Annotated in this window: 20 protein-coding genes; 9 read left to right on the top strand and 11 right to left on the bottom strand. The window is 38.6% G+C overall.

The genetic code is table 11. The features are described 5' to 3' along the window. Positions 1 to 256: 256 nt before the first annotated feature. From ACYSN2_RS06295 to ACYSN2_RS06265, 7 genes are all read left to right on the top strand, one after another. Positions 257 to 793 (top strand): hypothetical protein, encoded by a 537-nt coding sequence (locus ACYSN2_RS06295; protein WP_461749403.1) that lies wholly within the window; start codon positions 257 to 259, stop codon positions 791 to 793. 424 nt (positions 794 to 1,217) lie between these two features. Next, positions 1,218 to 2,333, top strand: coding sequence for a glutamine-hydrolyzing carbamoyl-phosphate synthase small subunit (gene carA / locus ACYSN2_RS06290; protein WP_461749402.1), 1,116 nt, complete (start codon positions 1,218 to 1,220; stop codon positions 2,331 to 2,333). A gap of 15 nt (positions 2,334 to 2,348) precedes the next feature. Further along, positions 2,349 to 5,558, top strand: coding sequence for a carbamoyl-phosphate synthase large subunit (gene carB / locus ACYSN2_RS06285; RefSeq protein ID WP_461749401.1), 3,210 nt, complete (start codon positions 2,349 to 2,351; stop codon positions 5,556 to 5,558). Between the two features lie 213 nt (positions 5,559 to 5,771). Then, positions 5,772 to 6,767 carry a M28 family peptidase gene (locus tag ACYSN2_RS06280; RefSeq protein WP_461749400.1) on the top strand — a complete coding sequence of 332 codons (996 nt, stop codon included), beginning with the start codon at positions 5,772 to 5,774 and terminating at the stop codon, positions 6,765 to 6,767. Further along, positions 6,712 to 7,626, top strand: coding sequence for a hypothetical protein (locus ACYSN2_RS06275; RefSeq protein WP_461749399.1), 915 nt, complete (start codon positions 6,712 to 6,714; stop codon positions 7,624 to 7,626). The genes ACYSN2_RS06280 and ACYSN2_RS06275 overlap by 56 nt, the downstream gene beginning before the upstream one ends. 40 nt (positions 7,627 to 7,666) lie before the next feature. Further along, positions 7,667 to 8,677 carry a hypothetical protein gene (locus ACYSN2_RS06270; protein WP_461749398.1) on the top strand — a complete coding sequence of 337 codons (1,011 nt, stop codon included), beginning with the start codon at positions 7,667 to 7,669 and terminating at the stop codon, positions 8,675 to 8,677. A 20-nt stretch (positions 8,678 to 8,697) separates the two neighbouring features. Continuing rightward, entirely contained in the window at positions 8,698 to 9,708 is a 1,011-nt protein-coding gene (locus tag ACYSN2_RS06265; RefSeq protein ID WP_461749397.1) for a hypothetical protein, read from the top strand. 95 nt (positions 9,709 to 9,803) lie between these two features. On the opposite strand, the gene ACYSN2_RS06260 is transcribed toward ACYSN2_RS06265, so the two are convergent. The 11 genes from ACYSN2_RS06260 to ACYSN2_RS06210 all read right to left on the bottom strand — a co-directional run bounded on the left by ACYSN2_RS06260 (position 9,804) and on the right by ACYSN2_RS06210 (position 23,856). Next, positions 9,804 to 10,580, bottom strand: a complete 777-nt coding sequence (locus ACYSN2_RS06260) for a HugZ family pyridoxamine 5'-phosphate oxidase (RefSeq protein WP_461749396.1) — start codon at positions 10,578 to 10,580, stop codon at positions 9,804 to 9,806. A gap of 367 nt (positions 10,581 to 10,947) precedes the next feature. Next, positions 10,948 to 11,745 (bottom strand): ATP-binding cassette domain-containing protein, encoded by a 798-nt coding sequence (locus tag ACYSN2_RS06255; protein ID WP_461749395.1) that lies wholly within the window; start codon positions 11,743 to 11,745, stop codon positions 10,948 to 10,950. Then, positions 11,745 to 12,758 carry a FecCD family ABC transporter permease gene (locus ACYSN2_RS06250; protein ID WP_461749394.1) on the bottom strand — a complete coding sequence of 338 codons (1,014 nt, stop codon included), beginning with the start codon at positions 12,756 to 12,758 and terminating at the stop codon, positions 11,745 to 11,747. Before ACYSN2_RS06250 ends, ACYSN2_RS06255 begins: the two co-directional genes overlap by 1 nt. Beyond that, positions 12,758 to 13,798: a heme/hemin ABC transporter substrate-binding protein gene (locus ACYSN2_RS06245; RefSeq protein WP_461749393.1), complete on the bottom strand. Its 1,041-nt coding sequence runs from the start codon at positions 13,796 to 13,798 to the stop codon at positions 12,758 to 12,760. Before ACYSN2_RS06245 ends, ACYSN2_RS06250 begins: the two co-directional genes overlap by 1 nt. A 102-nt stretch (positions 13,799 to 13,900) precedes the next feature. Beyond that, a complete protein-coding gene (locus tag ACYSN2_RS06240) occupies positions 13,901 to 16,192 on the bottom strand; it encodes a TonB-dependent hemoglobin/transferrin/lactoferrin family receptor (protein WP_461749392.1) in 2,292 nt (763 codons plus the stop codon). Between the two features lie 410 nt (positions 16,193 to 16,602). After that, a complete protein-coding gene (locus tag ACYSN2_RS06235) occupies positions 16,603 to 17,661 on the bottom strand; it encodes a hypothetical protein (RefSeq protein ID WP_461749391.1) in 1,059 nt (352 codons plus the stop codon). Between the two features lie 302 nt (positions 17,662 to 17,963). Further along, positions 17,964 to 18,941, bottom strand: a complete 978-nt coding sequence (locus tag ACYSN2_RS06230) for a hypothetical protein (RefSeq protein WP_461749390.1) — start codon at positions 18,939 to 18,941, stop codon at positions 17,964 to 17,966. 123 nt (positions 18,942 to 19,064) lie between these two features. Beyond that, a complete protein-coding gene (ygiD, locus tag ACYSN2_RS06225) occupies positions 19,065 to 19,877 on the bottom strand; it encodes a 4,5-DOPA-extradiol-dioxygenase (RefSeq protein WP_461749389.1) in 813 nt (270 codons plus the stop codon). A 213-nt stretch (positions 19,878 to 20,090) separates the two neighbouring features. Beyond that, the gene (locus ACYSN2_RS06220) at positions 20,091 to 21,101 is read right to left on the bottom strand and encodes a hypothetical protein (RefSeq protein ID WP_461749388.1); all 1,011 of its coding nucleotides are present in this window, start codon (positions 21,099 to 21,101) and stop codon (positions 20,091 to 20,093) included. Between the two features lie 346 nt (positions 21,102 to 21,447). Then, positions 21,448 to 22,926, bottom strand: a complete 1,479-nt coding sequence (locus ACYSN2_RS06215; protein WP_461749387.1) for a DUF4139 domain-containing protein — start codon at positions 22,924 to 22,926, stop codon at positions 21,448 to 21,450. A gap of 123 nt (positions 22,927 to 23,049) precedes the next feature. Next, a complete protein-coding gene (locus ACYSN2_RS06210; RefSeq protein WP_461749386.1) occupies positions 23,050 to 23,856 on the bottom strand; it encodes a siderophore-interacting protein in 807 nt (268 codons plus the stop codon). 525 nt (positions 23,857 to 24,381) lie between these two features. Here ACYSN2_RS06210 and rplM point away from each other — a divergent pair. Further along, positions 24,382 to 24,810 (top strand): 50S ribosomal protein L13, encoded by a 429-nt coding sequence (rplM, locus tag ACYSN2_RS06205; protein WP_461749385.1) that lies wholly within the window; start codon positions 24,382 to 24,384, stop codon positions 24,808 to 24,810. 19 nt (positions 24,811 to 24,829) lie between these two features. Continuing rightward, positions 24,830 to 25,222, top strand: coding sequence for a 30S ribosomal protein S9 (gene rpsI / locus ACYSN2_RS06200; RefSeq protein WP_461749384.1), 393 nt, complete (start codon positions 24,830 to 24,832; stop codon positions 25,220 to 25,222). Positions 25,223 to 25,282: the final 60 nt, after the last annotated feature.

The following is a 25,282-nucleotide window of genomic DNA, read 5'->3' as shown; positions in this document are numbered from 1 at the left end:
AAAATCAACGTTTAGATAACCTTGATCCGCAAGCAGTTCAATATGTGGAAGATCTACTAAATAATAGACCTCGAAAGGTGTTAGGATATTTAACACCTTATGAGTATTTGGTCAAAAACGTACTTGTCGCACTTCGTATTTGAATCTGCCATATTTTTAAAATCATTAAGATAATTGCAATAAGTTGCAGTAGTAATAAGTAAATAGAATAAGTAAGATAGGTAAATTATCGACTATTCAAATAGAGGAATGAATCGTGAAAAAGAGTGTAATAATTGGCTTACTATTTGCATTGAATCTTACTCATATAAGCTTGGCAAGTAGCTCAAGTTTAAAAGATGAAGTTGCGGCTGAAGTTCGTCAGCTTATTTCTGATAGTAAAGGGATTTTAAGTGGTATTCAGCAAGGTATTTCAGAGGGTCGTGCAGATGGCGAAAGCACGGATCAGGCGATTATTGTGACAGATAGTAAGACTTTTGATAAACATCTTAAACTCACAATTTCAAGTAAAACGGCGCTTTCCGGAAATCGTTATGAACTCAGTGTTGCGATTAAAAATAGTTCTGATAAACCTGTGCGCTTAATTAATTTGAGCGATAACCAAAATATGATTTTGATGGATAAAGAGGGTTTTGCTTCTCATCTTTCATCAGGTAATCTTTTTTCAACTTCTAGTACAAGTGATGTAACGATTCCGGCAAAAGCAGGGCTTCGAGTGAAATGGGTTTTTGAAGAAGTGGAAGGAGAGCCAACTCTGCTTCGTATTTATGGGAAAGAGTATTCGGTAAAATAAACTCCTAACCTGATTCTAGTAAATTTTTAGAATATTAGATTCTCATTGAGCAAAAACTCTGAAGAGAACATGAAAACGTCGATATATTTCGGCGTTTTTTTATAAACTTTTTTTATAAAATATTAGAGAAATCCCTTTTTTTCGATAATTTTTTATAGATGTAGAAAGCGTCTTCATCCATCTCTAACTATCTTGAAAGATGGAGATTAATTGACTTATGTCAAGTTAATCGCTCTGTGAAACCATTTCTATTTTTTTGAATAAATGTAAAAAAATATTGTGTAAAGGGCGCTCGCTCGTTATCATAAAATGCTTCAACGACATTTCGAAGCAATGTCAAAAAGCACGTTATTACTCACTTTTGAGTGGTCCGTGTTTTTTTTTGCCAAAAAAATATGAATTTAAATCAGATAGGAAAAAGAAGATGACAAACCCCGCAACCTTAGTTTTGGCTGATGGCACAACGTTTCACGGCGTTGCAATCGGACAAGAAGGTCAAACAGTTGGAAAAGTAACGATTAACACAGCCATGACAGGCTACCAAGAGGCACTTACGGATCCAGCTTATCAAGGACAATTATTAGCTTTTACATATCCTCATATCGGAAATAGTGGAATGAACGGAGAAGATGCAGAATCTGATCGAGTGCGAGCTGCGGGGCTCATTATTCGAGATTTACCTCTTCTTACTAGTAATTTTAGATCTGATGAATCTCTTGAGGATTACTTACGACGAAATCATATTATTGGCATTGCGGAGATAGATACAAGGCGGTTAACTCGGCATCTGCGAACCCACGGTTCACAATCTGGCTGTATTGTGACTGATCAAAACCCTAATATTGCAGCCGCAGCAGAAATGGCTGCAAACCATGATCTTCAAGCGCATGATTCCCTTGTTTTCGATGTTTCTTGTGAAACATCTTATGAGTGGAATGAAGGTCAATGGGAATTAGGGCAAGGATTTCATCAAGGTAGCGAAAAAACGCTTCATGTGGTTGTAATGGATTTAGGTGTAAAACGAGAAATGCTTCGTTTCTTGGCTGAAAGTGGTTGTAAAGTAACGGTTGTGCCGGCAAATACAAGTGCGGAAGCGATTTTAGCGCTGAAACCTAATGGGATTTTTATCTCCACAGGTCCTGCGATTGGCAATCCTGAGCATTATTCTGAAATTATCGAAGTGATCACAACGCTTTTAGCCCATAAAATGCCGCTCTTTGCAGTGGGACTTGGGCATCAATTATTTGGCTTGGCTTTAGGTGGAATGGTGAAACCACTTCATCATGTTCGCTCAGGTGCAAATCATCCTGTGCAAGATTTAGCAACGGGAAAAGTGATGATGACACAGCAAAACCAAGCATTCATTTTGCTAGAAGCAACATTGCCGGAAGTAGTAAAGGTGACGCATCAATCATTGATTGATCATTCCGTTCAAGGGATTCGCCTTGATGGGCAAGTTGCCTACTCTTTCCAAGGATATCCTGAGGGCGATGCTGCGCCTTTATGGAATCTCTTTATCGATGCAATGTGGACTAAATAATTTCAGGAGCAAATCATGCCTAAACGTACAGATATCAAATCTATTTTAATTATCGGCGCAGGTCCAATTGTAATTGGTCAAGCGTGTGAATTCGATTACTCTGGTGCACAAGCTTGTAAAGCGCTCAGAGAAGAAGGTTTTAGAGTTATTTTAGTAAACTCCAATCCTGCAACAATTATGACAGACCCAGAAATGGCAGATGCGACTTATATCGAGCCAATTTTATGGGAAACTGTTGAAAAAATTATTGAGAAAGAACGTCCTGATGCTATTTTGCCAAATATGGGTGGACAAACAGCGCTGAACTGCGCACTTGATCTTAGCCGTCACGGCGTATTAGCAAAATATAATGTTGAGCTTATCGGCGCCAATGAAGATGCCATTGATAAAGCGGAAGATCGTGGACGCTTTAAAGAAGCGATGAAAAAAATCGGCTTAAAATCTGCGGAATCTTATGTGGTTCATTGCATGAAAGATGCATTGATTGCACAGGAAAAAGTGGGTTTCCCAACGCTCATTCGTCCCTCATTTACCATGGGCGGATCAGGTGGCGGGATTGCCTATAACTCGGAAGAGTTTTTAGAAATTTGTGAAAGAGGATTTGATGCATCTCCTACGAATGAGCTTTTGATTGAGCAATCGATCTTAGGTTGGAAAGAGTATGAGATGGAAGTGATTCGGGACCAAAAAGATAATGCGATGATTATCTGTTCTATCGAAAACTTTGATCCTATGGGCGTTCACACCGGAGATTCCATTACCGTTGCTCCGGCGCAAACATTAACGCATCGGGAATATCAGATAATGCGTGATGCGAGTTTAGCGATCCTTCGTGAAATCGGCGTTGATTCCGGTGGTGCAAATGTACAATTCTCGGTAAATCCTCATAATGGCGAGCTCATTGTCATTGAGATGAACCCAAGGGTTTCTCGTTCTTCGGCATTAGCGTCAAAAGCAACAGGATTTCCCATTGCGAAAATCTCGGCAAAATTAGCGGTGGGTTACACATTAGACGAGTTACAAAATGATATTACCGGCGGTAAAGCACCGGCATCTTTTGAACCTACGATTGATTATGTTGTGACAAAAATCCCAAGATTTGCCTTTGAAAAATTCCCATTAGCGGATAATCGTTTAACCACGCAGATGAAATCAGTGGGTGAAGTGATGGCGATGGGGAGAAACTTCCAAGAATCTTTGCAAAAAGCGTTAAATGGTTTAGAAACGGGATTAAGCGGTTTAGATCTTAAAACCAGAAATGGCGAAGATATTGTTGCCGAGCTTAAAATTCCAAGACCAGATCGTATTCTCTATGTTGCCGATGCGTTTCGTATCGGGATTAGCCTTGATGATGTTTATAATATCTCGGCAATTGATCCGTGGTTCTTAGCGCAAATTGAAGATCTCATGATTGAGGAAATTGGACTGTTATCCATGGAGATTGAGGATCTTGATCGTGAAACGCTTCTGATGTTAAAACGCAAAGGCTTCTCTGATCAGCGTTTAGCAGTTCTTTTAAATGTCACTGAAAAAGCAGTTAGAGATCTTCGTACAACTCTCAACATTCATCCTGTGTATAAACGTGTCGATAGTAGCGCCGGCGAATTTGATACGGAAGTGGCATATCTCTACTCAACCTACGATGAAGAATGTGAAGCGCGCCCAACGGATCGTAAAAAAATCATGATTCTCGGCGGTGGCCCCAATAGAATCGGGCAAGGCATTGAGTTCGATTACTGCTGTGTTCATGCATCGCTTGCGCTTCGTGAAGCGGGATTTGAAACCATTATGGTGAACTGTAATCCTGAAACGGTTTCCACAGATTTCGATACTTCAGATCGTCTCTACTTTGAGCCTTTAACGTTAGAAAGTGTTTTGGAGATTGTACGAATCGAAAAACCTTACGGCGTGATCGTGCATTACGGCGGACAAACTCCGCTGAAACTTGCTAATGCGCTCACAGAAGAAGGCGTGAATATTATCGGAACTTCGGCAGATAGCATTGATGCGGCGGAAGATCGTGAAAGATTCCAACAAGTCTTAAATGATTTAGGTTTAAAGCAACCACCCAATAGAATTGCGTACAAAGAAGCAGAAGCCATCGAAAGAGCCAATGAAATTGGTTATCCATTAGTCGTTCGTCCTTCTTACGTGCTTGGCGGAAGAGCGATGCAAGTGGTGCATTCGGATAGCGAGCTTGCAACTTACATGAAGGAAGCGGTGAAAGTATCGGAAGATAGCCCGATTTTGTTAGATCACTTCTTAGATCATGCCATTGAAGTGGATGTGGATTGTGTGTCGGATGGCGAGAAAGTTGTGATTGGCGGCATTATGCAACATATCGAGCAAGCCGGCGTTCACTCCGGCGATTCAAGTTCTTCATTGCCGGCATATTCGCTTTCAGATTCGATTTTAGACGAAATTCGCGCGCAAACAAAAGCGATGGCAAAAGCGTTAGATGTGATCGGCTTAATGAACGTGCAATTTGCGGTGCAAGATGATGAAGTTTATGTGCTTGAAGTGAATCCAAGAGCTTCGAGAAGTGTGCCTTTCGTCAGTAAAGCAACGAATATGCCATTAGCAAAAATCGGTGCGAAAGCGATGGCGGGAATCTCTTTAGATGAGCAAAATGTGCATCATGAAATCGTTCCTGATTATTACTCTGTGAAAGAATCGGTATTTCCCTTCATTAAATTCCCCGGCGTAGATGTGATCTTAGGACCAGAAATGCGTTCTACCGGCGAAGTGATGGGCGTTGGCAAAACATTCCCTGAAGCCTTTTTGAAATCACAATTAGGTGCCGGCGAAAAAATTGCAAAAGTGGGGAAAGTCTTTTTCTCCGTGAAAGATCAAGATAAACCGGCATTAGAGATCGTCGCTCAAAACTTCTTAAATGAAGGTTACGGCATTTGCGCAACGAAAGGCACTGCTGAATATCTTCGCAGCAGAGGCTTCTGTGTGCAATCCATCAATAAAGTATTAGAAGGCGGATATCATATTGTCGATGCCATCAAAGCCGGCGAAATTGCCATTGTGGTGAATACCACAGATAGCAATCCGCAAAGCATTGAAGATAGCCACACGATTCGTAGAAATGCCGTGAATCTTCGAATCCCGTTATATACCACAATTGCCGGCGCAAAAGCGATCAGCGAAAGCGTGAAAAGTATTGGTACAACGGATGTCTATTCGATTCAGGAATTGCATGAAACTTTAGAGAAGTAATTTAAGTAGCTATCTAAATTATTATCCGACATTATCCAAATCATTATTTAAGTGGTTATTAATTAGATAGTTAGAATAAGTTTCAAAATAATGTGAAAATAGAACCAAGCAATTGATTGAGAGATCTGTTGCTTGGTTTTTTTATGGGTTTTTATTGGGAATTTTCTTCTGTACTGAATTGGGTGTTGAGGGTTTTATTGAAAGGATATTTGTGTGAAATGCGTTAGAAATCGTAGATTAACGGCAATGATAAATATGATCAAGATGATTGGAATCATGAGTGTTATCGGCATTATTACTGTTATTCAAGGATGCAGTAACCATCAATATGACGAGTTTGATCCTTCTATTCCGGCAGTGAACAGCGAAACTTTGCAACAACATGTGAAGATTTTATCTGTCGATTTCTTTCCTAGAAATTATCAAAATTTAGAAAATCTCAATAAAAGTGCTGATTATATTAAAAAAGAATTAATGCAATATTCATCAGATGTTTCCGAGCAAACCTTTGTGGTAGACGGCAAAACTTATCGTAATATTATTGCGAAGTTTGGGGCAAATACGAACGAGCTAATTGTGATCGGTGCGCATTATGATTCTCATGGAAATACTTATGGTGCTGACGATAATGCGAGTGGTGTTGCGGGATTATTAGAGTTAGCACGATTACTCAAAGACCAAACGCCGAATCAGTCTGTTGAATTAGTGGCATATAGTTTGGAAGAACCGCCATATTTTGCCACTGAAAATATGGGTAGTGCATTTCACGCAAGAGAATTAAAAGCCGAGAATATTCCCGTAAAACTAATGCTGTCATTAGAGATGATTGGTTATTTTAACGATGAGGAAAACTCTCAGAATTATCCGGCGCCGTTGATGCAATATCTCTATTCCGATAAGGGCGATTTTATCAGCGTCATTGGTAATTTAAGTGGTCGGAAAATTGCCAAAAAAGTCACAAATCTCATGAATCAAGTTAGCAACTTGCCGGCATATCGCCTAAATGCCCCGAGTTTTATCCAAGGCATCGATTATTCGGATCATCGCAACTATTGGACAGAAGATTATCCGGCATTAATGATTACCAATACCTCGTTTTATCGTAATCATCATTATCACGAACCTTACGGCGATGATTGGCAATCCTTAGATTATGAACGAATGGCAAAAGTCGTACAGGGCGTTTATAAAGTGGTTCAAGAATTTTAGAAATTTTAGGAGAAAAAGCATGAAAATATGGTTGAGTATATTTTTAAGTTTAGGAATCGCATATCCATCGGGGATTACTGTTTTTGATGATGAGTGCCGGGATTCTGAAGATTGTCGAGCCTTCCGTTATGACCGTAAAATCACTGATCAGACAATCATACGGGAAGGGTATCAATTACAGATTCAAAACGTAGATTTCTCAGAGTTTATACATTCAAGAAATAGAGCAAGAAATTTAGCGCAATATCCGCATTTACCGGAAAGTTTTAGGAATGATTATTCCTTCATTCTTTTCAATCCAGAAAAAAGTAAGGTCTTTCTTGCGAATGATGCTAATGAATATTTCATTCAAGATTGGCTAGAAGATCAAGAAAGTCTAAAGCAGAAGATAGAATTGCCGGTGAATCCTGATAAAGATTATTTAGATTTAAGAGATTTTTCTAATTTTTCTTCTAAAAATGTTTGGGATGAGAATGGATTAACGCTGACTTTTTATCCTGCAAAAAGATTACCGCGTTTTTATTGTAAAAAATTCCGAATAGAATTTGTTGAGGAACTTCCGGTAATTATTCCAGAAACAGAGGATTGTTATGCTGGAAGTTATAATTATTCTGGAAGTTTGCCGATATCTCCTGATCAAACATTTAAGGTTGACGGTAAAATATTAATGGCAAAAAATCAGCTGAATGAATATGAAACGATTTTTGATTTTTCGGAGCTATTTGAAGCGCCTCAGTCGGTAATTGAAACCAGTCATTGGGTCAATGAAAATATCTTATATATCTCAAGATATGAGTGGGATTTTGCAGGACCCATTACGTTACTGAAAGTAGAGATTCATCCATTAAATGAGCTTTGAATATTAGATTTATGAACTTTCTGATGGAGATACAATCATTATGAAAATATGGAAACAGTGTGGATTAGTGTTGATGGTGCTATTGGGGTTTATCAGTCTTTCCATGGCAAATCCCGTCACTTACTATATGAAGTTTAAAGCAAATGGTATGCGCTGTTTATTAACTATTAATGATGTCTATATTTATAGCCCGGTACAACACAGTCCAAAAATTCCTCGCTTAGTCAGTCTTGGGCATGGCGTAACGGAATATTTACAGCAGGGAGAAAATACTGTTTCTGTAATACTTTCAAATAATGCCGAATATATTCCTAAAAGTGAGATTGAAAATGGTTATTGCGAGGTAGAAATTATTGCGATGGCAGCGAATGAATTGGGAGAGGTAGAGAGCAAGGTCGTCAGCCATATGCGTCATACTTATGTGCCAAGACCAGAAGGATCTGATTCTATCTTCCCATATCATCTCTCCACTTCGGAATCCAATACTGAGCTAGATCCACTAATTTCTCCCAATGGGATTGAGAGCATAGAACGACCTCATAATTATGATGCCAATAATGAGCCAGTACAAAGCATTCGTTCAAATCAAACCTTAATAGTTCATCATGAAACGCCTATGAGCTGGTCGCAGCGAGCAACGCCTTTTGAAGATACGGAGGCAAATAAACGGAAATTGTGGAATAAATATCAAGAAATTAAGCAGATCATTCAAACGCAAGATAAACGGGCACTTCGCCAACTCGCTGAACCTGGCGCAACAGATATGGCACGGATCTTTGGGAGAGATGTGGAAGCCCATTTTGAAACGACGTTTAAAGAGGTGATTCAAGATTTTTTTGAAATCGATACCGAGTATTACCGTGATGAATATATTCCTTATGAGGATTATGAACTTGAAATTTATGCCGAAGGAAAGCTGTTCCGATTGAACCGAAAAGGGTTTTTAATCTCTTCGCCCTTAAGATGGTATAACCCCTTTAATCAGGAATCACTCATCTATAATCCGCTCTTTACCTTTATTGATGGCGAAATCGTGATGGCGACTTTTTAAAAGAGAAGGATACAATCATTATGAAAAAATGGAAACAGTGTGGATTAGTGTTGATGGTGCTATTGGGGTTTATCAGTCTTTCCATGGCAAATCCCGTCACTTACTATATGAAGTTTAAAGCAAATGGTATGCGCTGTTTATTAACTATTAATGATGTCTATATTTATAGCCCGGCACAACACAGCCCAGAAATCCCACGCTTGGTAAGCCTTGGGCATGGCGTAACGGAATATTTACAGCAGGGGGAAAATACTGTTTCTGTAAGACTTTCAAATAATGCTGAATATATTTCTAAAAGTGAGATTGAAAATGGTTATTGCGAGGTAGAAATTATTGCGATGGCGGCGAATGAATTGGGAGAGGTAGAGAGCAAGGTGGTAAGCCATATGCGTCATACTTATGTGCCAAGACCGGAAGGATCTGATTCTATTTTCCCGTATCATCTCTCCACTTCGGAATCCAATACCGAGCTAGATCCACAAATTTCCCCCAATGGGATTGAAGTTATGGAACGCCCCTATAGTTACGATGCTAATAATGAGCCGGTACAACGCATTCGTTCAAATCAAACCTTAATGGTTCATCATGAAACGCCTATGAGCTGGTCGCAGCGAGCAACGCCTTTTGAAAATACGGAAGCAAATAAACGAAAACTGTGGAATAAATATCAAGAAATTAAGCAGATCATTCAAGCGCAAGATAAGCAAGCACTTCGCCAACTGGCAGAACCTGGCGTGACGGATATGGCACGGATCTTTGGGAGAGATGTGGAAGCCCATTTTGAAACGACGTTTAAAGACGTAATCCAAGATTTTTTTGAAATCGATACCGAATATTACCGTGATGAATATATTCCTTATGAAGATTACAATCTTGAAATTTATGCCGAAGGAAAGCTGTTCCGATTGAACCAAAAAGGATATTTAATTGCCTCTCCTTTGCAATGGTATAACCCATTTAATAAGGAATCACTCATCTATAATCCGCTCTTTACCTTTATTGATGGCGAAATCGTGATGGCGACTTTTTAAAATAGATTGTATTAAATTATTGAATAAAAAAGCCAAGAATCCCACAATTTTGGAAGGAGATTCTTGGCTTTTTTGCGCCCTGAAAACAGTGGAAATTAAGCTGCGCGGGCTTTTTGTACCATATCGACTAAGAATAAACGAATATCATTGGCATTTTTTGCTTCTTGATTAAAAGTGAAACGGAGAATCGTTTCATCGTGAGCGATGGCAAAGCCATATTGATCGACTTGCGTCATGCGCACTAATTCTGGTTTTGTTACTTTGATACTAACTTCGTGAGATTCAAGGAAGAGTAGTAAGGAATCGTGATGATCTTCATTCATGTGCGTGATCATATCGGCTTCAGTTTTGGCATCGAAAATAGTTGGCTTCATCATATTTTTGCAATCTACCCAATGAATCTGCCCAAAACCATTAATGTAACGGCCTTTTTTCGGCTTAATCACATAGAAGTTAAAATCATGAACTTGATGATATTTACGGCTTTCAGGATAGTAACGCTCATAACGCTCTGCTAAATCTGCAATTTCGTCTTTGCCGGCAAGTACCGCATCGCCGGCAATGGTTAAACGCCAACCCTTTTGGATATTATCTTGATCATCATTATGAAGCGTAATCGATACTTTAGAATTTTCTTTGATGTTTTTAGTATGCTGCGCAAGATCGCTAATCAGGATGATGATTTCATTGTTTCGGCTTAAGCAAAAAGGCACAGCAGAGCCAAAAGGGTAACCATCTAATTCCAAAGTATCTCGCATGACCGTTGCAAGAACGCCGTTAAAGGTGCTGAGTAAGCGAATGCTTGAATCATCTGCCGCTTGTTGTTTGGTGTAGTTTTGCGTTAAATTATTTTTTGTAGTGATGTTTGACATGATTATTCTCCATTGTGTTTGATGAGTTTAGGCTGTTAAAAGTTTTTTGAAAACTTCTATTTTCCGAGAGTTGTGTTACGTTTTTTGAATCTTGAATCCGAATCTGAATTTGAGTCTGTTTAGTGAATCCTATTGAAAAAAATCAGCTGAAGCATGGCTGGTTCGAATGTGTGCATGCTTATTAAGATCCCGCGCCAGCAAGTGCGATCTTCAAGTTCAACTTTTAAGCGCAATCTTCAAGAGAAATCTTCAAGAGAAATTCCGGAGAGACATTCTCAAGAAGAATCTTTAAAAAATACTTAAAGGAATCCTTTTGAAATTTTTAAAACGACAAGATGATCGGTATTTTGATGAATTGAATAAATCCTCAAATCTGAAAAGCGAGTGCAGACATATTAGGGTTTTCGAGGTGTTGAAGCTTCATAAAATCCACCTTGAAAACCTCTTGAAGGATTTGTGAATCCCATAATTCCTGTGGCGCGTAAGTGCCTTGTAAAATTCCTTGTTTGAGAAGCACGATCTGATCTGCGATTTGAAGGGCATGATTGAGATCGTGCATCACGCAGATAATGGTTAAGCCTTGCTTTGTCAGGGATTTGAAGTAGCGAAGAAGTTGTTGTTGATGATAGAGATCTAAATGGTTAAAAGGCTCATCGAGCAACATCACCTTGTGGGTCAGCGCCGAGCTTTCTTCTAAGGAGAAGAGCGTTTGCATTAATACTCTGCCAATTTGTACTCGATGTTGCTCTCCGCCGGAAAGAATTTGATACGGCACATCTAACAGCGAGTTGAGTTCCAATATTTCACTGATGTGCGCTAATAATTCTAAAACTTTTGGGTGATTAAAATGCACGTGATGCGGCATCACGCCCATGAGCAAAATTGCTCTAGATTTAATAGCAAAAGGAATATGTTCCGATTGCGGTAAGACGGAACGCTTTATGGCTAATTCTTCAATCGAGTAATTCGTTAAGGATTTACCATCCAGCTCAATCGTGCCATTTGTTGGAGTTAAATCGCCGGCAAGGAGGTTTAAAAACGTGGTTTTTCCGGCGCCGTTTGGGCCAATGAGGGCTGTGAACTTCCCAGATTGTATTGTCAGATTTGGGATTTCAACAAGGGTTTTATGCTGAATTTTTAGGGAAAGATGTTGAATTGTGAACATTATGATCTTCCTTGCTTATAGACTAAATATCCTAAAAATGGTGCGCCTAATAATGCCGTTAAAATGCCGATCGGTACTTCGCTCGGCGCCGCGATTGTTCTGGAAAAACTATCGGAAACGATGAGTAAAATCCCGCCCAAAAGATAAGAGAGAGGAAGCACAAAGCGATGATCTGCGCCAAATAACATGCGTACCAAATGGGGAATTAATAAGCCGATAAAACCAATAGCGCCGGCAAAGGCAACAGCTGTTCCGGTAATAATGGCAACGCCCCAAATTTGTTCTTTCTTTAAACGTTCCACATGAATGCCGAGATGTTTCGCTTCTCGTTCGCCGAGTAACATGGCGTTCATCGCTTTTGCTTTTCGCCATAAAAGTGGCACGAAGATGATTTGCGCAAAGACTAGAATGAGGATTTTTTGATAGTTAAAACTGCTTAAACTGCCCATTGACCAAAACGTCAGTGAACGCAATTCGGTTTCGCTTGCAATAAAGGTCAATAAACCGATTAATGCGCCGGTAAATGCATTAATGGCAATGCCGATTAAGAGCATGGAACTAATGCTAATGCCTTTTTTGTTGCGAGAAAAAAGGTAGAGAACGGATGTTACAAGCCAGCCGCCCAAACATGCGGCAACGGGAAGCGCATAATCGCCTAAGATTTCAAATATTGCCGGCATCAGCTTTTGTCCAAGAACAATTGTGCCGGCAGCAAAGAGCGCCGCTCCACCGGAAACGCCGATGATTCCAGGTTCCACAAGAGGATTACGAAACAGACCTTGCATCACAGCGCCGGAGATCGCAAGTCCGCCGCCGATGAGAAGCGCTGCTAAAATTCTCGGTAAGCGCACTTGCCAGATAATGTAATGCTCCACGCTCTCTTTTTGGAAAGCATTGCTCCAATTAATCTCCATCGCGCCTTGCCAAACTGCGCCGATAAAAATAATGGCAAGACCGGCAAGCATAAAGCTGATGATCTCTTTTTGATACTGTTCAAAGATATGGTTACCCATTATTTCTGCTCCGCTAAACATTGGTGAATCGCTTGTAACAGCTGAATATTGTCTTGATAAATATGAATGCCGTAGACAAGATAATGGCTAATATCCACATCAAATACACATTTTGGTTGCAGTGCCGTTGGCCAATCTTTCATGCCGGCGATATTTCTTTGAAATGCCGGTAAAGCATTGCCATTGGCATCTTTTTTGAATTGTCCTGTATGACCTAATAACACGATATCAGGGCGTTTTTGCATCTGATTTTCAATAGAAACGGCGCGATAATTGGCATAATCTTCGGCAAAGAGATTTTGAATATTCAGCAGTTCCAATACTTTATCTGCGGTGGTATCTCTGCCGGAAATTTGCGGAGAACCATGCCCGTTTCCACCTTGTAATACAAAGAATCCATTGAGATTTGAATGTTGTTGATTCAGTTCTTTCAAGGTTTTCGCATCTTTGGAAATGGTTTCATTGAGATTTTCTCCCATTTGCGATAAATGCAGTTTTTCGGCGATGATGTTTACGGCATTTTGAATAGAAGTAGCTGATTCAAGCTCAGGAAATTGAATCACTTCAAGATTCGATTGATTAGCAGATTCCATGAGCTGATCAACCGTCGCTTTCGGCCCTGAATCGTGGGAGAGCAGAATGAGATTAGGCTTTAACGAGAGAATGCCTTCTGTTGAAAGCTGAATGCGATATCCCACATCGGGAATGTGATCATATTCCGGTTTTGTGTGGCTTGTCCGATCCATTCCTACTAATGTCTGTTCTTGATCTAATGCCGCAATAATCTGGGTTAACGGATTAGATGCTGAAACAATTCGAAGGGATGAGGAAGTATTCGCTTCATGATTGATTTCCCGATTGATTTCAGAGGCGCCGGCATTTTGTAGAAATGCCGAAGAAATAAAGAGCGAAGAGATCATCAGCGAATTGATCAACAAAGCGTTATTTGAAAAGGAAGGAGGACATAGAGAGAATGCCGGCATTTTTGGAAAAGTTGGTATTTTCTTGGTGGTTTTTTTAGTCATTTGAGTATGGATCATGGCAGATCGACCTTTGAAAAATCTTAATAAAGAGCAGTTAAATAAGGAATGAAATAGGTGGGAAGCCAGAGAATTAACGGTCAGGGAGCTTATGACCTTCTCTTAAAACTCATACTTCACAGAGATCGCGGCATTAAACCCAGGATTGGAAGCTCGGCGAATATCGCTTGCGGAATCTTGCATCATGCGATTACTCCAAGTGATATATTCCTTATCGAAAATATTATAAAGACCGGCATTGATCGTGATATTTTTCTCAGGTTTATATTCTGTAATCAGATCCACCGTTGCATATCCTGCAGAGCGGTTGAGCGGAGATCGTTCACTTGGGCTGTTGTAGATGTCTTTCTCTTTTTTCGCTTGAACCGCTTTAATGCGTGCGCTCAAGTAGAAATTATCTAAATAGCTATAATCTACACCGAATACTGCCGTTAAAGGCTCGACGCTATTAATCGGGTTTTTCGTGCGATTTTCTCGACCTTTGGCATAAGCAAGGCTCGCATTAATGCCGATATTGCCGTTACCATTTTGAATGGTGAAAAGATTCATTTGTGCTTTCGCTTCAATGCCGTAAATATGGCTCTTATCAAGGTTAATCGCCTGATAGATCATATAGCCACTATTAGGATCTCGGCCGACATAATTGAGCTCTTCGATAAAATTATTATATTTGGTATAAAAACCCGTCACGGCAAAGGATTTCTGATCATCAATATAGTTCCAACCAAGCTCTAAAGATTTACTCGTTTCAGGCTGAAGATTTGGGTTTGATCTACTTGTATAACCATGTGCCGGATTACTAAATCCAACGTTTACGGCACTAAAAGTAGGCGCTCTGAAGCCTTCAGAATAGTTCACAAAGAAGCTATTTTCATCCGTTGGATGCCAAAGAAGGGCAAGGCGTTTCGAGAAATGACCTTTGCTCACAGAAGCCGGTGCTAAGGTGCCGGGATTAGCGGTTTCAAATGCCGAACCTGATTTTGGTTTAAGACGATAATGATCGTAACGAATGCCGGCAATCACTTCAAATTGGCCATCAAACAGACTCATGCGATCTTGTAAGAAGAGCCCGATTTCTCGGATTTTAGAATCTGGGAAACTCTTATTGGGAAAGGTTTCTGTTTCAATAGAGTTGCCGGTATCAAGGGAAATGGTATCGCCATCACGGAATGTAGTGACTTTACTGCCACGATAATTAAGTCCGTAAGTAAGGTTATGGAAGAGGAGTTCATTTTGGTCAATGCCTTTGGTAAATTCCGCATTAAAACCGTAACTTTTGTTATTGAAATTACTGTAACGGTAACGCTCAGAAAGGTTATTCAATCGATCTTTACGAGTTTCATTGACCCATTGTTTCGCTTTACTATCTTGATAGTAAAGTTGCCAAAATCCACGATCGAAAAGGGCGGTTTCTTGCTCAAAATCATGGCGAAGAGTGAGCTGTTGGCGTTTATTCACTTCTTTAATATGTTGGCTTACAAATGTGGTGCCAAACGCAGAAGGCGTATCGAGATTCGCAAGCGGTTCAATGTGGGAAGTTTCTTTGAAGTTCTCATAAGTGAGACTAAAACGGTGATCATTATTTGGCTCAAACACCCATTTAGTCATCGCATTGTAAGTATCGTTTTTAGCTTTATTAGGGTTTTGACGATTTTCTCCTAATAGTGATTCTTTCGAAGCTCTGCCGTGAAAGTTCTCTCTTTCGTGAGGATTGGTATACGTTAATCGGGCAAATGCCGAGAGCTTATCGTTTAATTTTCCGGCAATGGTTCCGGAAAGAAGGGTTTCACGTGAAGCGGTACGGTAGCCTGTTTTGAGCTCGCCACCAATGGTTTTGCCATCTCGAATAAAATCGCTAGGATCTTTCGTTTGCATAAATATCCCGCCGGCAAGTGCGCTTCCGCCGTATAACGTGGACATCGGACCTTTGATAATATCGACACTTTTCATCGCATCCATATCGAAATAGTTACGATTAGTCGCAAGGTAGCTTCCGAAACTGTACGTTGCCGGTAATGGCGCGCCATCAATAGAAATCAGTACTCTGTCGCTTCCCATTCCGCGAATACGAATATCATTTAATCCGCCGGATGAACTCTGATCGACGGTTACGCCGGGTTCAAACATGAAAAGATCGGCAAGGGATGTGGCATTCAAACGATCAATATCTTGTGTGCCAAAGTGTGCAATGGTTGCACCACTTTCTGCAATAGAAAGCTCCTCTTTTAGCGCACCGGTTACCACAACCTTCCCAAGATTCACGGAAATTTTCGGCGTGATAATGTCTTCGGCATTTTCCGTGTTTTCAATAACCCATTCCGGAGTTTGCGCGAAAGAGAAGGAAGCGCCAAGAATAGCAGTGACACAAACAGATAGCAGTGAACGTTTCAACATAATGGAAATACTCTCAAATGAATTTGGTTATTTGATGCAAATGCAATTAATTCTTATTTGGATAATATTCGCATAAGGAATCTATTGTCAAACAATAAATAAAGCTATTGAGGGATTGATTTTTAGTAAAAATAGCGTCAAACCGCCAATTTCAATGATTTTGAAATGACGTTATTTTTAAAAATAACGACAATAATTAATTTTTTGGAAGGTTTTTAAGCCAAGATTTTGGCTTCAAGGAGAAAGATCTTTTGCTAATAAAAGCATAAATATGAAAAAGGCTCCAATTTTGGAGCCTTTTATTCTTCTGAAAGAGGTTTGAGAATGGTGCGTAAATAAGCTATAGAAATGAAGATATTTAAAATATTGAAAATAAACTGATAGCGCTAATTGGAAAATTGTAAATGATACTAAATAAAGGCTAGTTCTATTTTCCCATTTACTAGTGTAAATACAGGATTGAACCATTGCCGAATAACACCATCACTCCATATTATAGGACTGAATTGTATTAACTCCTCTTCTTTCATTTTTTTATCAACAAACCTAAATAACTTTCCTTCGCTATAAATTTCTAGCTGATAATCTTCTTTATTAAAGTTAATTAACTTTGTTACATCTCTTTTTCTATTAAAAAGGTTTAGTTTTAACTGATCAGAGATTGTTTCAAAATAGTTATCAATATCAATATCAATATCAATATCAATATCAATATCAAGATTAGGGTGGATTATCTGGGTAACATCAAGCGCCGGCTTAAATAACCTTTTTAATCCTTCCATATCTCCAGCTTCTATAAGCTTTCGATATTTGTCATATTCTTGCCATAATAACTCTCTGTTTTCCGGAGTATCTGTAAATGGCGTTGATTCTGTCATCCACCGATAAGGGGGAAAGGCGTGATTAATGACAAGCTCGCCTTCTAACATCACATTATTATTTTTAGTATTATCAAATTGTTTACGATCTAATATTGTTAAAACAGGCTCAGATGTCACATTTTCATCAGAGTAAACGGTACTCTCTTCACTTGTAAAATTTCCATCTTTATCAAAAGTTAATCGCAAGTTAGAAACTTCTTTACTCTGTTCTTCTCCTGTAGCAGGATCAGTAACAAAAGTTATTAATGACACCTTACAGTAAGGTTTACCTGTATTCAGATTTTGATCTTCTTTCGGCATCTCTATGCCTTGCAATTTGAGACTATTAATCCCTCTCTCAAATCGACCTTCAATATCAAATCCTATTGAATACAACTCCCTAGCCCCATTAATAATGGTTGAGTGCATTGATTGATCATTCACTAAAAACTGACAGTGCATATTATTACTATTAAATTGCATCCAATAAATAGTTCTAGGATTGTTAAGTTCCTGCTGTGTAAGATTCTCTTCCTTTACTTCAGTAAATCCTAAAAAAAGTATACTTATTATAGATGCCGTAAAGACACCAATATTCTTAATATTCATTATATTTTTAACTCATCTTCTTTTCTAAGAACATCCGCTAATATGAGATCGATATGTATTATTAATTAACTCTTTGAAATAATAATTATATGGTATTTAGTGTGTTTTAAAAGAGTTAAGAAGTTTTCTTTCGAAGCCAATTCCTGGATTTCATAGTAGGCATAGTTAAAATAGCAACCATGCTTGAGCTAGGATCATCATTTCTGCTTGAAAATCTAAAAAATAAATACTGCGGGCGAATGATTGGCTAAAGAGCAGACTTTATTTTCGCCATGAATTAGCTTTTCTTATTTGTTAACAATCTAATAAGCAACAATTACTTTCCCATCAACAAATGTGAATGTGGGATTTATTGTCAGTTTCTTTCCAAAAGCAGTAACTACTATAGGGGAATTTATTGAACTAGCTGTTTCTTTCATCTCAAATCTAAATAAGTCTCCATCTGGGCTTAATATCAATTTCATATCCTCTTGAGGAGCTAATTGAACATTGTAGTCGTCAGAATTCCACATATTTATATAGTATCCAATTTTACTCTTTTCCCAACTACGTTTTTGAGGATCCCCTTGATAATTTTCCGTTTCAGCCATACCTGGTTGCAATTCATTAATAATATTTTGTTGTTTTTTGCTTTTTAAAGCCGCAACTATCGTTTCGTACTTTTCCCATAATTTTTTTCTATTTTCTAAAGTATCGACAAATGGCTCTGATTTATACTTCCATACATGAGTCCTAAATGGATGATTTATTTCAAGATTTTTCGTAGCAATAACGTTATGCTGTAAATCTTTATTACTTTTATGGTAAAACGCATAATCCAACTTTTCTAAGTTAGGTGTTGATATTAAGCTCTGTTTATCATAAGACTTATTTTCTTCTACTGTAAATAAGCCATTTTCATCATAAGTTAGTCTTAACGAAGTGATTTCCTTGCTTTCGAAAGTATCGTTCACAGGATTATAAATATGTACCCAAATACTCATCTCACAAAATGAACTATTATCAGCAACAGTTAAATCAATTCCTTCTATCCCTATGGTATTGATACCTTCCTTTAAAAGAATGCCTATTCGATCCATAAAACTCCATTGAACTGTTAGATTTTTACCGACAGATGTATGAAGAGATATGTTGTTAATTAAAAAATTACAGTACATTCTCTCATATCGATAATTAACCTCATACACCGCATCACTTCCGTCTTGATTGCTTATAACACCCGCAGAAACAAACCCAAATAATAAAATTGGGCATAATAATAGAAATCTGAACTTTTTCATTCTTCGTACCTAAAATTCGAAAATACTCTCGGACTGTCAAATCGAAACATAACAGAAACTAGCTAATAAGGTATTTTATATAAGCTAGTAATTAATATTGCAATGATATTGATTTGTTTGAGATTATGCATAAAGCAGGGAAGTCATGGCAAGCGATCCCATAACGGATTGATCATTGCAGATCAGTAGTTCATCTTCGGAATCTTGTAATCCTAAAATATAGAGAAGCGGTAAATAGTGCTCATCTGTGGGAATGGCGAGTTTAAAGGCTTTTCCTTGATCCGCAAAATGGATGAGTTTTTGATGTTCATGATGGCGAATCATGTTGGTCATAGATTCTCTCGCTTCTTCTGCCCATTCATAACCGCCTTCGGGATTTTGGAAATCCAATCGGCGAAGATTATGGACGATATTTCCGCTCCCGATAATGAGAACGCCACGATGACGAAGCTTTGTGAGAAGCTTTGCCAAATCATAATGCGCTTGTGGCGAAAGGGATTGATCAAGGCTCAATTGTAATGTGGGAATATTGGCATCAGGATAGATATGGCAAATCACAGCCCAAGTGCCGTGATCTAATCCCCATTGATGATCGAGCTCGATATGTTGCTCTAACAGTTGCAGTGAATGCGCTAATTCCGGATTTCCCGGCGCTGGATATTCCATATCGTAGAGCGCTTGTGGAAAATTATAGAAATCATGAATGGTACGAGGATTTTCCATTGCTGTCACGAAAGAACCTTGTGTTTCCCAATGGGCGGAAATCGAGAGAATGGCTTGCGGTTTTGGAAGCGTTTTTCCGAGCTGATTCCAACTTTCCGTAAATTGATTGGAAGTAATAGCATTCATCGGGCTTCCGTGACCGAGAAATAGCACTGGCATTTTTTCTGTTTTCGTAAACTTTTCACTGAGCGTAGCAAGTTGTTGTAGATTCATGGTATTCCCCCTTGATTGATCGCTTTTGAGTGGCTTTCAAACTTTATAAATATAGTAAATGATTGTTTGATAGTGCCGAATAAGCGGAAAGATGGCAATAGTGATTGCAGTAAGATTGAGGAAATATTTGAAAAAATTCGTCAAATTTTTGAAGGGGATTTTGATAAAAAGATTTGTATGGTTCTCTGTCTTGCACCCATATTGTTATCTACATTACTGAACGTATTTGCTAATTCTATATAGCGTTGAAAGTGCTAGATCGAGTTTTTTGGCTTTAGTAACGCCTCTAATTTCAACAGAAAATGCATCGATATTATGAAGCGAATGCCGGCGTTCACACTTGAGAAGATCAGGGTTTGAGAAGGAGAAAAGAAGCTCCGTTCGATTGCGAATTTCTATGGAAATGTCGGTAAACTCATGAGATAGCGATTTAATTAACGGCAATACTAAAGGATTCAAAAAGTGCTCTGCAAATTGAGAATTGGTCGTATGGATTCTATATTTTCTTCTAAACGCTTTCGGTAAATTGGGATCTTTATATTGGCTTTGACGGAGTTGAAGAGGAAGCGGGAGTTCTGTAATTACGAGTTCTGCCGGCGCTTCAAAGGGAATGATAATGCCGTAACGATGTGATTGTTTAAACGGTTGTAAGTTTTGGGTTCTTTTTGGGTATTGGTGGCTTTTCGTACCGGAAAATGTTTCATCGACATAGCGAAAATGGTAGCCATGAAAAATAAAGGGTTCAGAAATCTCCATATACTTTCCTTCAAAAATATCACTGATTTCTTGCCCGTGATTTCCTAAAGAAAATTCATGGAACCTTGATTGAAGCGCTCGTAATGTTAAGGTTGGATGAGATTTAAGAGGTGTTAAATGATTGTCAAATAGTAGATCTTGGCGAAATAGACGATCTGATAAGTTAGAAACTAAAGTTTTTCTCTGTTTGAAATTAAAAGCCAGAATAATCAGCGCAAATAGGCTTGCAACCGTTGTGAATAAGAGGAAGTTTTCATCGGTAATATAAAAGAAATAGAGGCTACCAATAAATATCCCCAATAAAAGGATGAGAGAAATTGCTTGATCGATAAAGCTAAATTTCAGGCTATTTTTTTGTTGTTGAATCTCTTCAATCACTTCAAGAAGCTCTTGTGGAGATTGCGTATCTGCAATTTGAGCATCTAGTTCCGTGATGAATTGATGTAATAAACGATTTTTCTTAAACATCTGTCATTCCAAGTAGGCAAGGGCAATTAGCTAAGGATATTGATATGAATTTATATTGAAATATTGATATTTACAAATATATTTTAATAACCATTATCTATTTGTATTATTGAGTGTTGATTATATGTCGTTTGCTAGGTGTAGAAGAAGATTTCGCAAGACTTAACTCATAACTTAAAAGGCATTCAAACTTCATATTGAATGCCTTTTAGATAGCGAATGAAAAGTTTCAGCAGATATTTGATATCTGAAATTAGGAATAGGATTTGGAAAATAGATCGCTAAAATTCAGCTTCTTAAAATCTTCTTAAAATATCGGTTTCCAAAATAAAAACTCCTAACGATATTATTGAAATAGGGTGCTTCGATCATCGTTATTAAAAATTGTATAACGCACACTATAAGTAATCACTTTCTGCCCATTTGCCGGCACTTTCACAGACCATGTTGCCGTATCGCCGTTAATCTCCGGCGTAATACTTTGTTTAATGATCTGCCAGTTGGTATCGCTATTCGGATAGAAGCTTTCTTTTAAAATGGTTGTTACCGCTTCATTTTTGGCATTACTAATCGTGAGTTTATAGCTGATTTCCCATTCATCAGGATTAATGGTTGAGAAACGAGTTTGCTCGCGATTTAGCGTAATATCAAAGGCATTGCCGATATTGAGAGCCACTTTTTGATCTTTTGGTGTTGCTGGAATCTGATCTCCGCCAATAAAAGTTGTTTTGCCGGCATTTTGTTCGTACAGACGAATGGCGCCGGTAGGAAGAGGGAATCCTAAAGCAGATGATTCATCATTATTAAAATGAATAGATACCGAAGCATTTTGTAAATTGGTTGTTTGTGGTAAACGATGAGTTGGGCTATTGCTATTAAAGGTGTAGTTTTTGGTAAAAGGAATCTGATCTTTCTGGAAAAGCGATATTTGCGTCTGTTCTTTATCATTGAGCGTAGAAATATCGGCAATTTCATATTGATGATAATCGCCTAAAGGTACAGACGACACTTGATCTGCTTGGCTTGATAAGGCTTCAGCGCGCATCATTTGCACATTGGATTTAAATCTTGGCGAAGGTGTTGCAAGATTGAGATCGCCGGCAATGAGGTTAATTTGGAAATCTTGATAATCCATCCCGCTGTTATTATTCAACGTTGCCCAACCTTCAAGCTTTAAGGTTTTATCAGTATCATTGAGCTTTGCAATATAATCCGCATTCCAAGAAATGCCTTGTGTGATATAGCTTAAATCGGTGCGATATTGTGTATTTTTCTCCGGCAAGTTTTTCAAAATCACCGATAATACCGGTGTATTATTTAAGCCCTTAGGAATCTGCTTAAACGCTAAACGGGCATTTTCAGGAAGATTCAGCTCAATGCGATCTTTGTATTGTAAGAGCAATCCGCCGTTATTGGAAAGAATCGTCGCTTCTTCTTGCTTCTCTTTACCATTCATTGCCGTAATCACATCGACTTTTTCGCCCACAGAATATTGCACAATCGATTGCGGAGAGAGAAGGTTGCGATTGAGTTTTTTCTCGGTTACAAAAGGAATCGGATCGCCGGCATTTTCAGGCGTGAAGGAGATCATTAACGATTCCATCACAGTTTCCGGCGCAACGTTTGGTAAAAACAATTGTTGCTGTGAGTTATCTAACGCAAAATGACGCGCTTCAGAGATCAGCGCAAATCCCGCTTGATATACCGTAATGGAAGGCTGATTTTGTGAATCCTTATCCGAAATCTTATCCGAAGCCATTGCCGTTGTTGAAATGGCTAATGATGCGAGAATAATCGGTAACTCTTTTTTAAAGGACGGTTTCATAATGCGCTTCTCCTTGTTTATAAATTAGATAACTCTATTAAAACAGATCAAGGGAGAAAGTCATTAGGATTATTTCGGATAGTTTTGGATTTTTTTTGGATCATTTTGCGGATAGATGAGATATCAATCTAAGCGCTTTTCACGTTCTGCATCTTCTCGTGTATCAATTTGCCAATAAGCACAAGCATAGAATTCTTTGCTCGTCTGCTGTTGTTCGTGGCGAAGAAAATCTCTCAGGGACTTTACGGTATGATATTCGGCGGTAATGTGAGTAAAGTGAGGCGCTGTTAATGTTTGCCATCTCTTTTGAGAAACAGAGGATAACTCACTGCTTTTTTCCGGCGTAGGATTAATGAGCCATTCTGTAGAAAGCTCTGCTTGAGAATGGTAATGGGCTTCTAAAATATCTTCCGGCGTTAAAACCTCAGTAATAATATGTGCTTTACTATTTTCAGGTAACTTCGAGGCAAGGGAAGCCACTGCCGGAATACCGGTCATATCTGTGACAAAGAGAAACTCTTGGGTATTTTCCGGCAATATATTACGGTGTTTGAGTTTCATCGCAAGCCCAATTTGATCGCCAATATTGGCAGTTTTCGCCCAATTACAAGCGATAGAATCTCCTTCATGCATGGCAAAATCAACTGTTAGCTCTTTTTTCTCGATATTCATTGCACGATGAGTATAGGTTCGAGTGGTAGGGCGAAGACTTTCATCAGAGATTTCCCATAATTTTGTCTCGGCATTAAATACCGGCATTTCGATATCCGTATGACCTTGAGGCGGAATGAATATTTTGTTGTTCACGCCTAAAGGCACATCTAAAAATGGTTCGATATCCTCACATTTTAAAATTAAGCGCAGATAGTTTGGTGTTAGAAATGTTTTACGCATTAAATGAACGGTCGTTCTGTGGATAATCATTGGCATAAATGAGAAGTTCCTAAAAGATCAATGTAATGAATACGGGTAATGGAGATATGGAAGGATACAATTTTCATCATATGAAGCTAAAATCTGATGATCTAAATATGATTTATTATCTTATGATATTTGATTCTAATTGCAAATGAATATCATTTAAGTACTTGGTTACGGAAGGTCGAAATAGAAGAATCTATTGAGGCGAGATTTGATATTGGGTAGAGAAAAAGAGGCGTAAAGCAGATCAGAGTGACAGATAGGAGAATAACCATCACTTATCCATAGCCTATTTCTATAGTCTATTAAATTGCCTTTTAAAAAAACCATAGAAATAGAGACGCAAAGTACTCATTGAGCTTGATATTTATCCAGAGTTTGCGTAAAATGCCGAGATCGTTTACCAGCGACCCCTAACGTTGATTTAAAGCCACATCTTGAAAGTGAAAACTTTCTCCGGTATTCACGTTACCGGTGGATAAAGATATTGGATTTAAGTTTTTTTGTTAGTGAAATTATATTTTGGAGTTTTCAATGAAAACATTTAGTGCAAAGCCTGCAGAAGTAACCCGTGAATGGTTTGTGATTGATGCAGAAGGAAAAACACTTGGTCGTTTAGCAACTGAAGTTGCAAGACGCTTACGTGGAAAACATAAACCTGAATTTACACCACACGTTGATACAGGTGATTACATTGTTATTGTGAATGCGGAAAAAGTTCATACGAGCGGTAACAAGCTTCAGCAAAAAATCTATTACAAGCATACTGGTTATGTTGGTCATTTAAGAGAAACTACTCTTGAGAAGATGTTGCAAACTAAACCTGCAAACGTTATTGAGCTTGCTGTAAAAGGAATGCTCCCTAAAAATGCTTTAGGAAGAGATATGCTTCGTAAACTTAAAGTATACGCGGGACCTGAGCATGCACATGCAGCGCAGCAACCAAAAGTTTTAGACATCTAATTAGGAAGAGAGAATTATTATGGCAGCTAACCAAAACTACGGTACTGGAAGACGTAAAAGATCAGTAGCACGCGTGTTTTTACGTAAAGGTACAGGCAGCATTATCGTTAATGATAAATCAATTGATGAGTATTTCCCACGTGAAGTATCTCGTATGATTGTTCGTCAACCATTAGAATTACTTGAAGCAGTTGATCAATTTGACGTGATCGTAACTGTTAAAAGTGGCGGTATGAGTGGACAAGCTGGGGCAATTCGCCACGGTTTAACTCGTGCGCTTATCGAATATGACGAAGCAAATCGTGCACCATTACGTAAAGCAGGATTTGTAACTCGTGACCCACGTAGCGTTGAACGTAAGAAGATTGGTCTTCGCGGCGCGCGTCGTGCAACACAGTTCTCAAAACGTTAATATATACCGATATTTTGAGTATGATAAAAAATATCAAAGCCTTTCTTACGAAAGGCTTTT

The sequence above is a fragment of the Ignatzschineria sp. LJL83 genome (assembly GCF_054871845.1).
The sequence above is the reverse complement of the archived record's forward strand: the minus strand, read 5'-3'. Positions and strand labels throughout refer to the sequence as shown.

Coding starts and splice junctions, on each gene's coding strand:
- carA (WP_461749402.1), top strand. CDS start 1,218: ATGACAAACCCCGCAACCTTAGTTTTGGCTGATGGCACAACGTTTCAC.
- ACYSN2_RS06245 (WP_461749393.1), bottom strand. CDS start 13,798: ATGATCCATACTCAAATGACTAAAAAAACCACCAAGAAAATACCAACT.
- rpsI (WP_461749384.1), top strand. CDS start 24,830: ATGGCAGCTAACCAAAACTACGGTACTGGAAGACGTAAAAGATCAGTA.
- ACYSN2_RS06265 (WP_461749397.1), top strand. CDS start 8,698: ATGAAAAAATGGAAACAGTGTGGATTAGTGTTGATGGTGCTATTGGGG.
- carB (WP_461749401.1), top strand. CDS start 2,349: ATGCCTAAACGTACAGATATCAAATCTATTTTAATTATCGGCGCAGGT.
- ygiD (WP_461749389.1), bottom strand. CDS start 19,877: ATGAATCTACAACAACTTGCTACGCTCAGTGAAAAGTTTACGAAAACA.
- ACYSN2_RS06260 (WP_461749396.1), bottom strand. CDS start 10,580: ATGTCAAACATCACTACAAAAAATAATTTAACGCAAAACTACACCAAA.
- ACYSN2_RS06250 (WP_461749394.1), bottom strand. CDS start 12,758: ATGGGTAACCATATCTTTGAACAGTATCAAAAAGAGATCATCAGCTTT.
- ACYSN2_RS06270 (WP_461749398.1), top strand. CDS start 7,667: ATGAAAATATGGAAACAGTGTGGATTAGTGTTGATGGTGCTATTGGGG.
- ACYSN2_RS06230 (WP_461749390.1), bottom strand. CDS start 18,941: ATGAAAAAGTTCAGATTTCTATTATTATGCCCAATTTTATTATTTGGG.
- ACYSN2_RS06210 (WP_461749386.1), bottom strand. CDS start 23,856: ATGCCAATGATTATCCACAGAACGACCGTTCATTTAATGCGTAAAACA.
- rplM (WP_461749385.1), top strand. CDS start 24,382: ATGAAAACATTTAGTGCAAAGCCTGCAGAAGTAACCCGTGAATGGTTT.
- ACYSN2_RS06235 (WP_461749391.1), bottom strand. CDS start 17,661: ATGAATATTAAGAATATTGGTGTCTTTACGGCATCTATAATAAGTATA.
- ACYSN2_RS06215 (WP_461749387.1), bottom strand. CDS start 22,926: ATGAAACCGTCCTTTAAAAAAGAGTTACCGATTATTCTCGCATCATTA.
- ACYSN2_RS06255 (WP_461749395.1), bottom strand. CDS start 11,745: ATGTTCACAATTCAACATCTTTCCCTAAAAATTCAGCATAAAACCCTT.
- ACYSN2_RS06240 (WP_461749392.1), bottom strand. CDS start 16,192: ATGTTGAAACGTTCACTGCTATCTGTTTGTGTCACTGCTATTCTTGGC.
- ACYSN2_RS06275 (WP_461749399.1), top strand. CDS start 6,712: ATGAACGAATGGCAAAAGTCGTACAGGGCGTTTATAAAGTGGTTCAAG.
- ACYSN2_RS06220 (WP_461749388.1), bottom strand. CDS start 21,101: ATGTTTAAGAAAAATCGTTTATTACATCAATTCATCACGGAACTAGAT.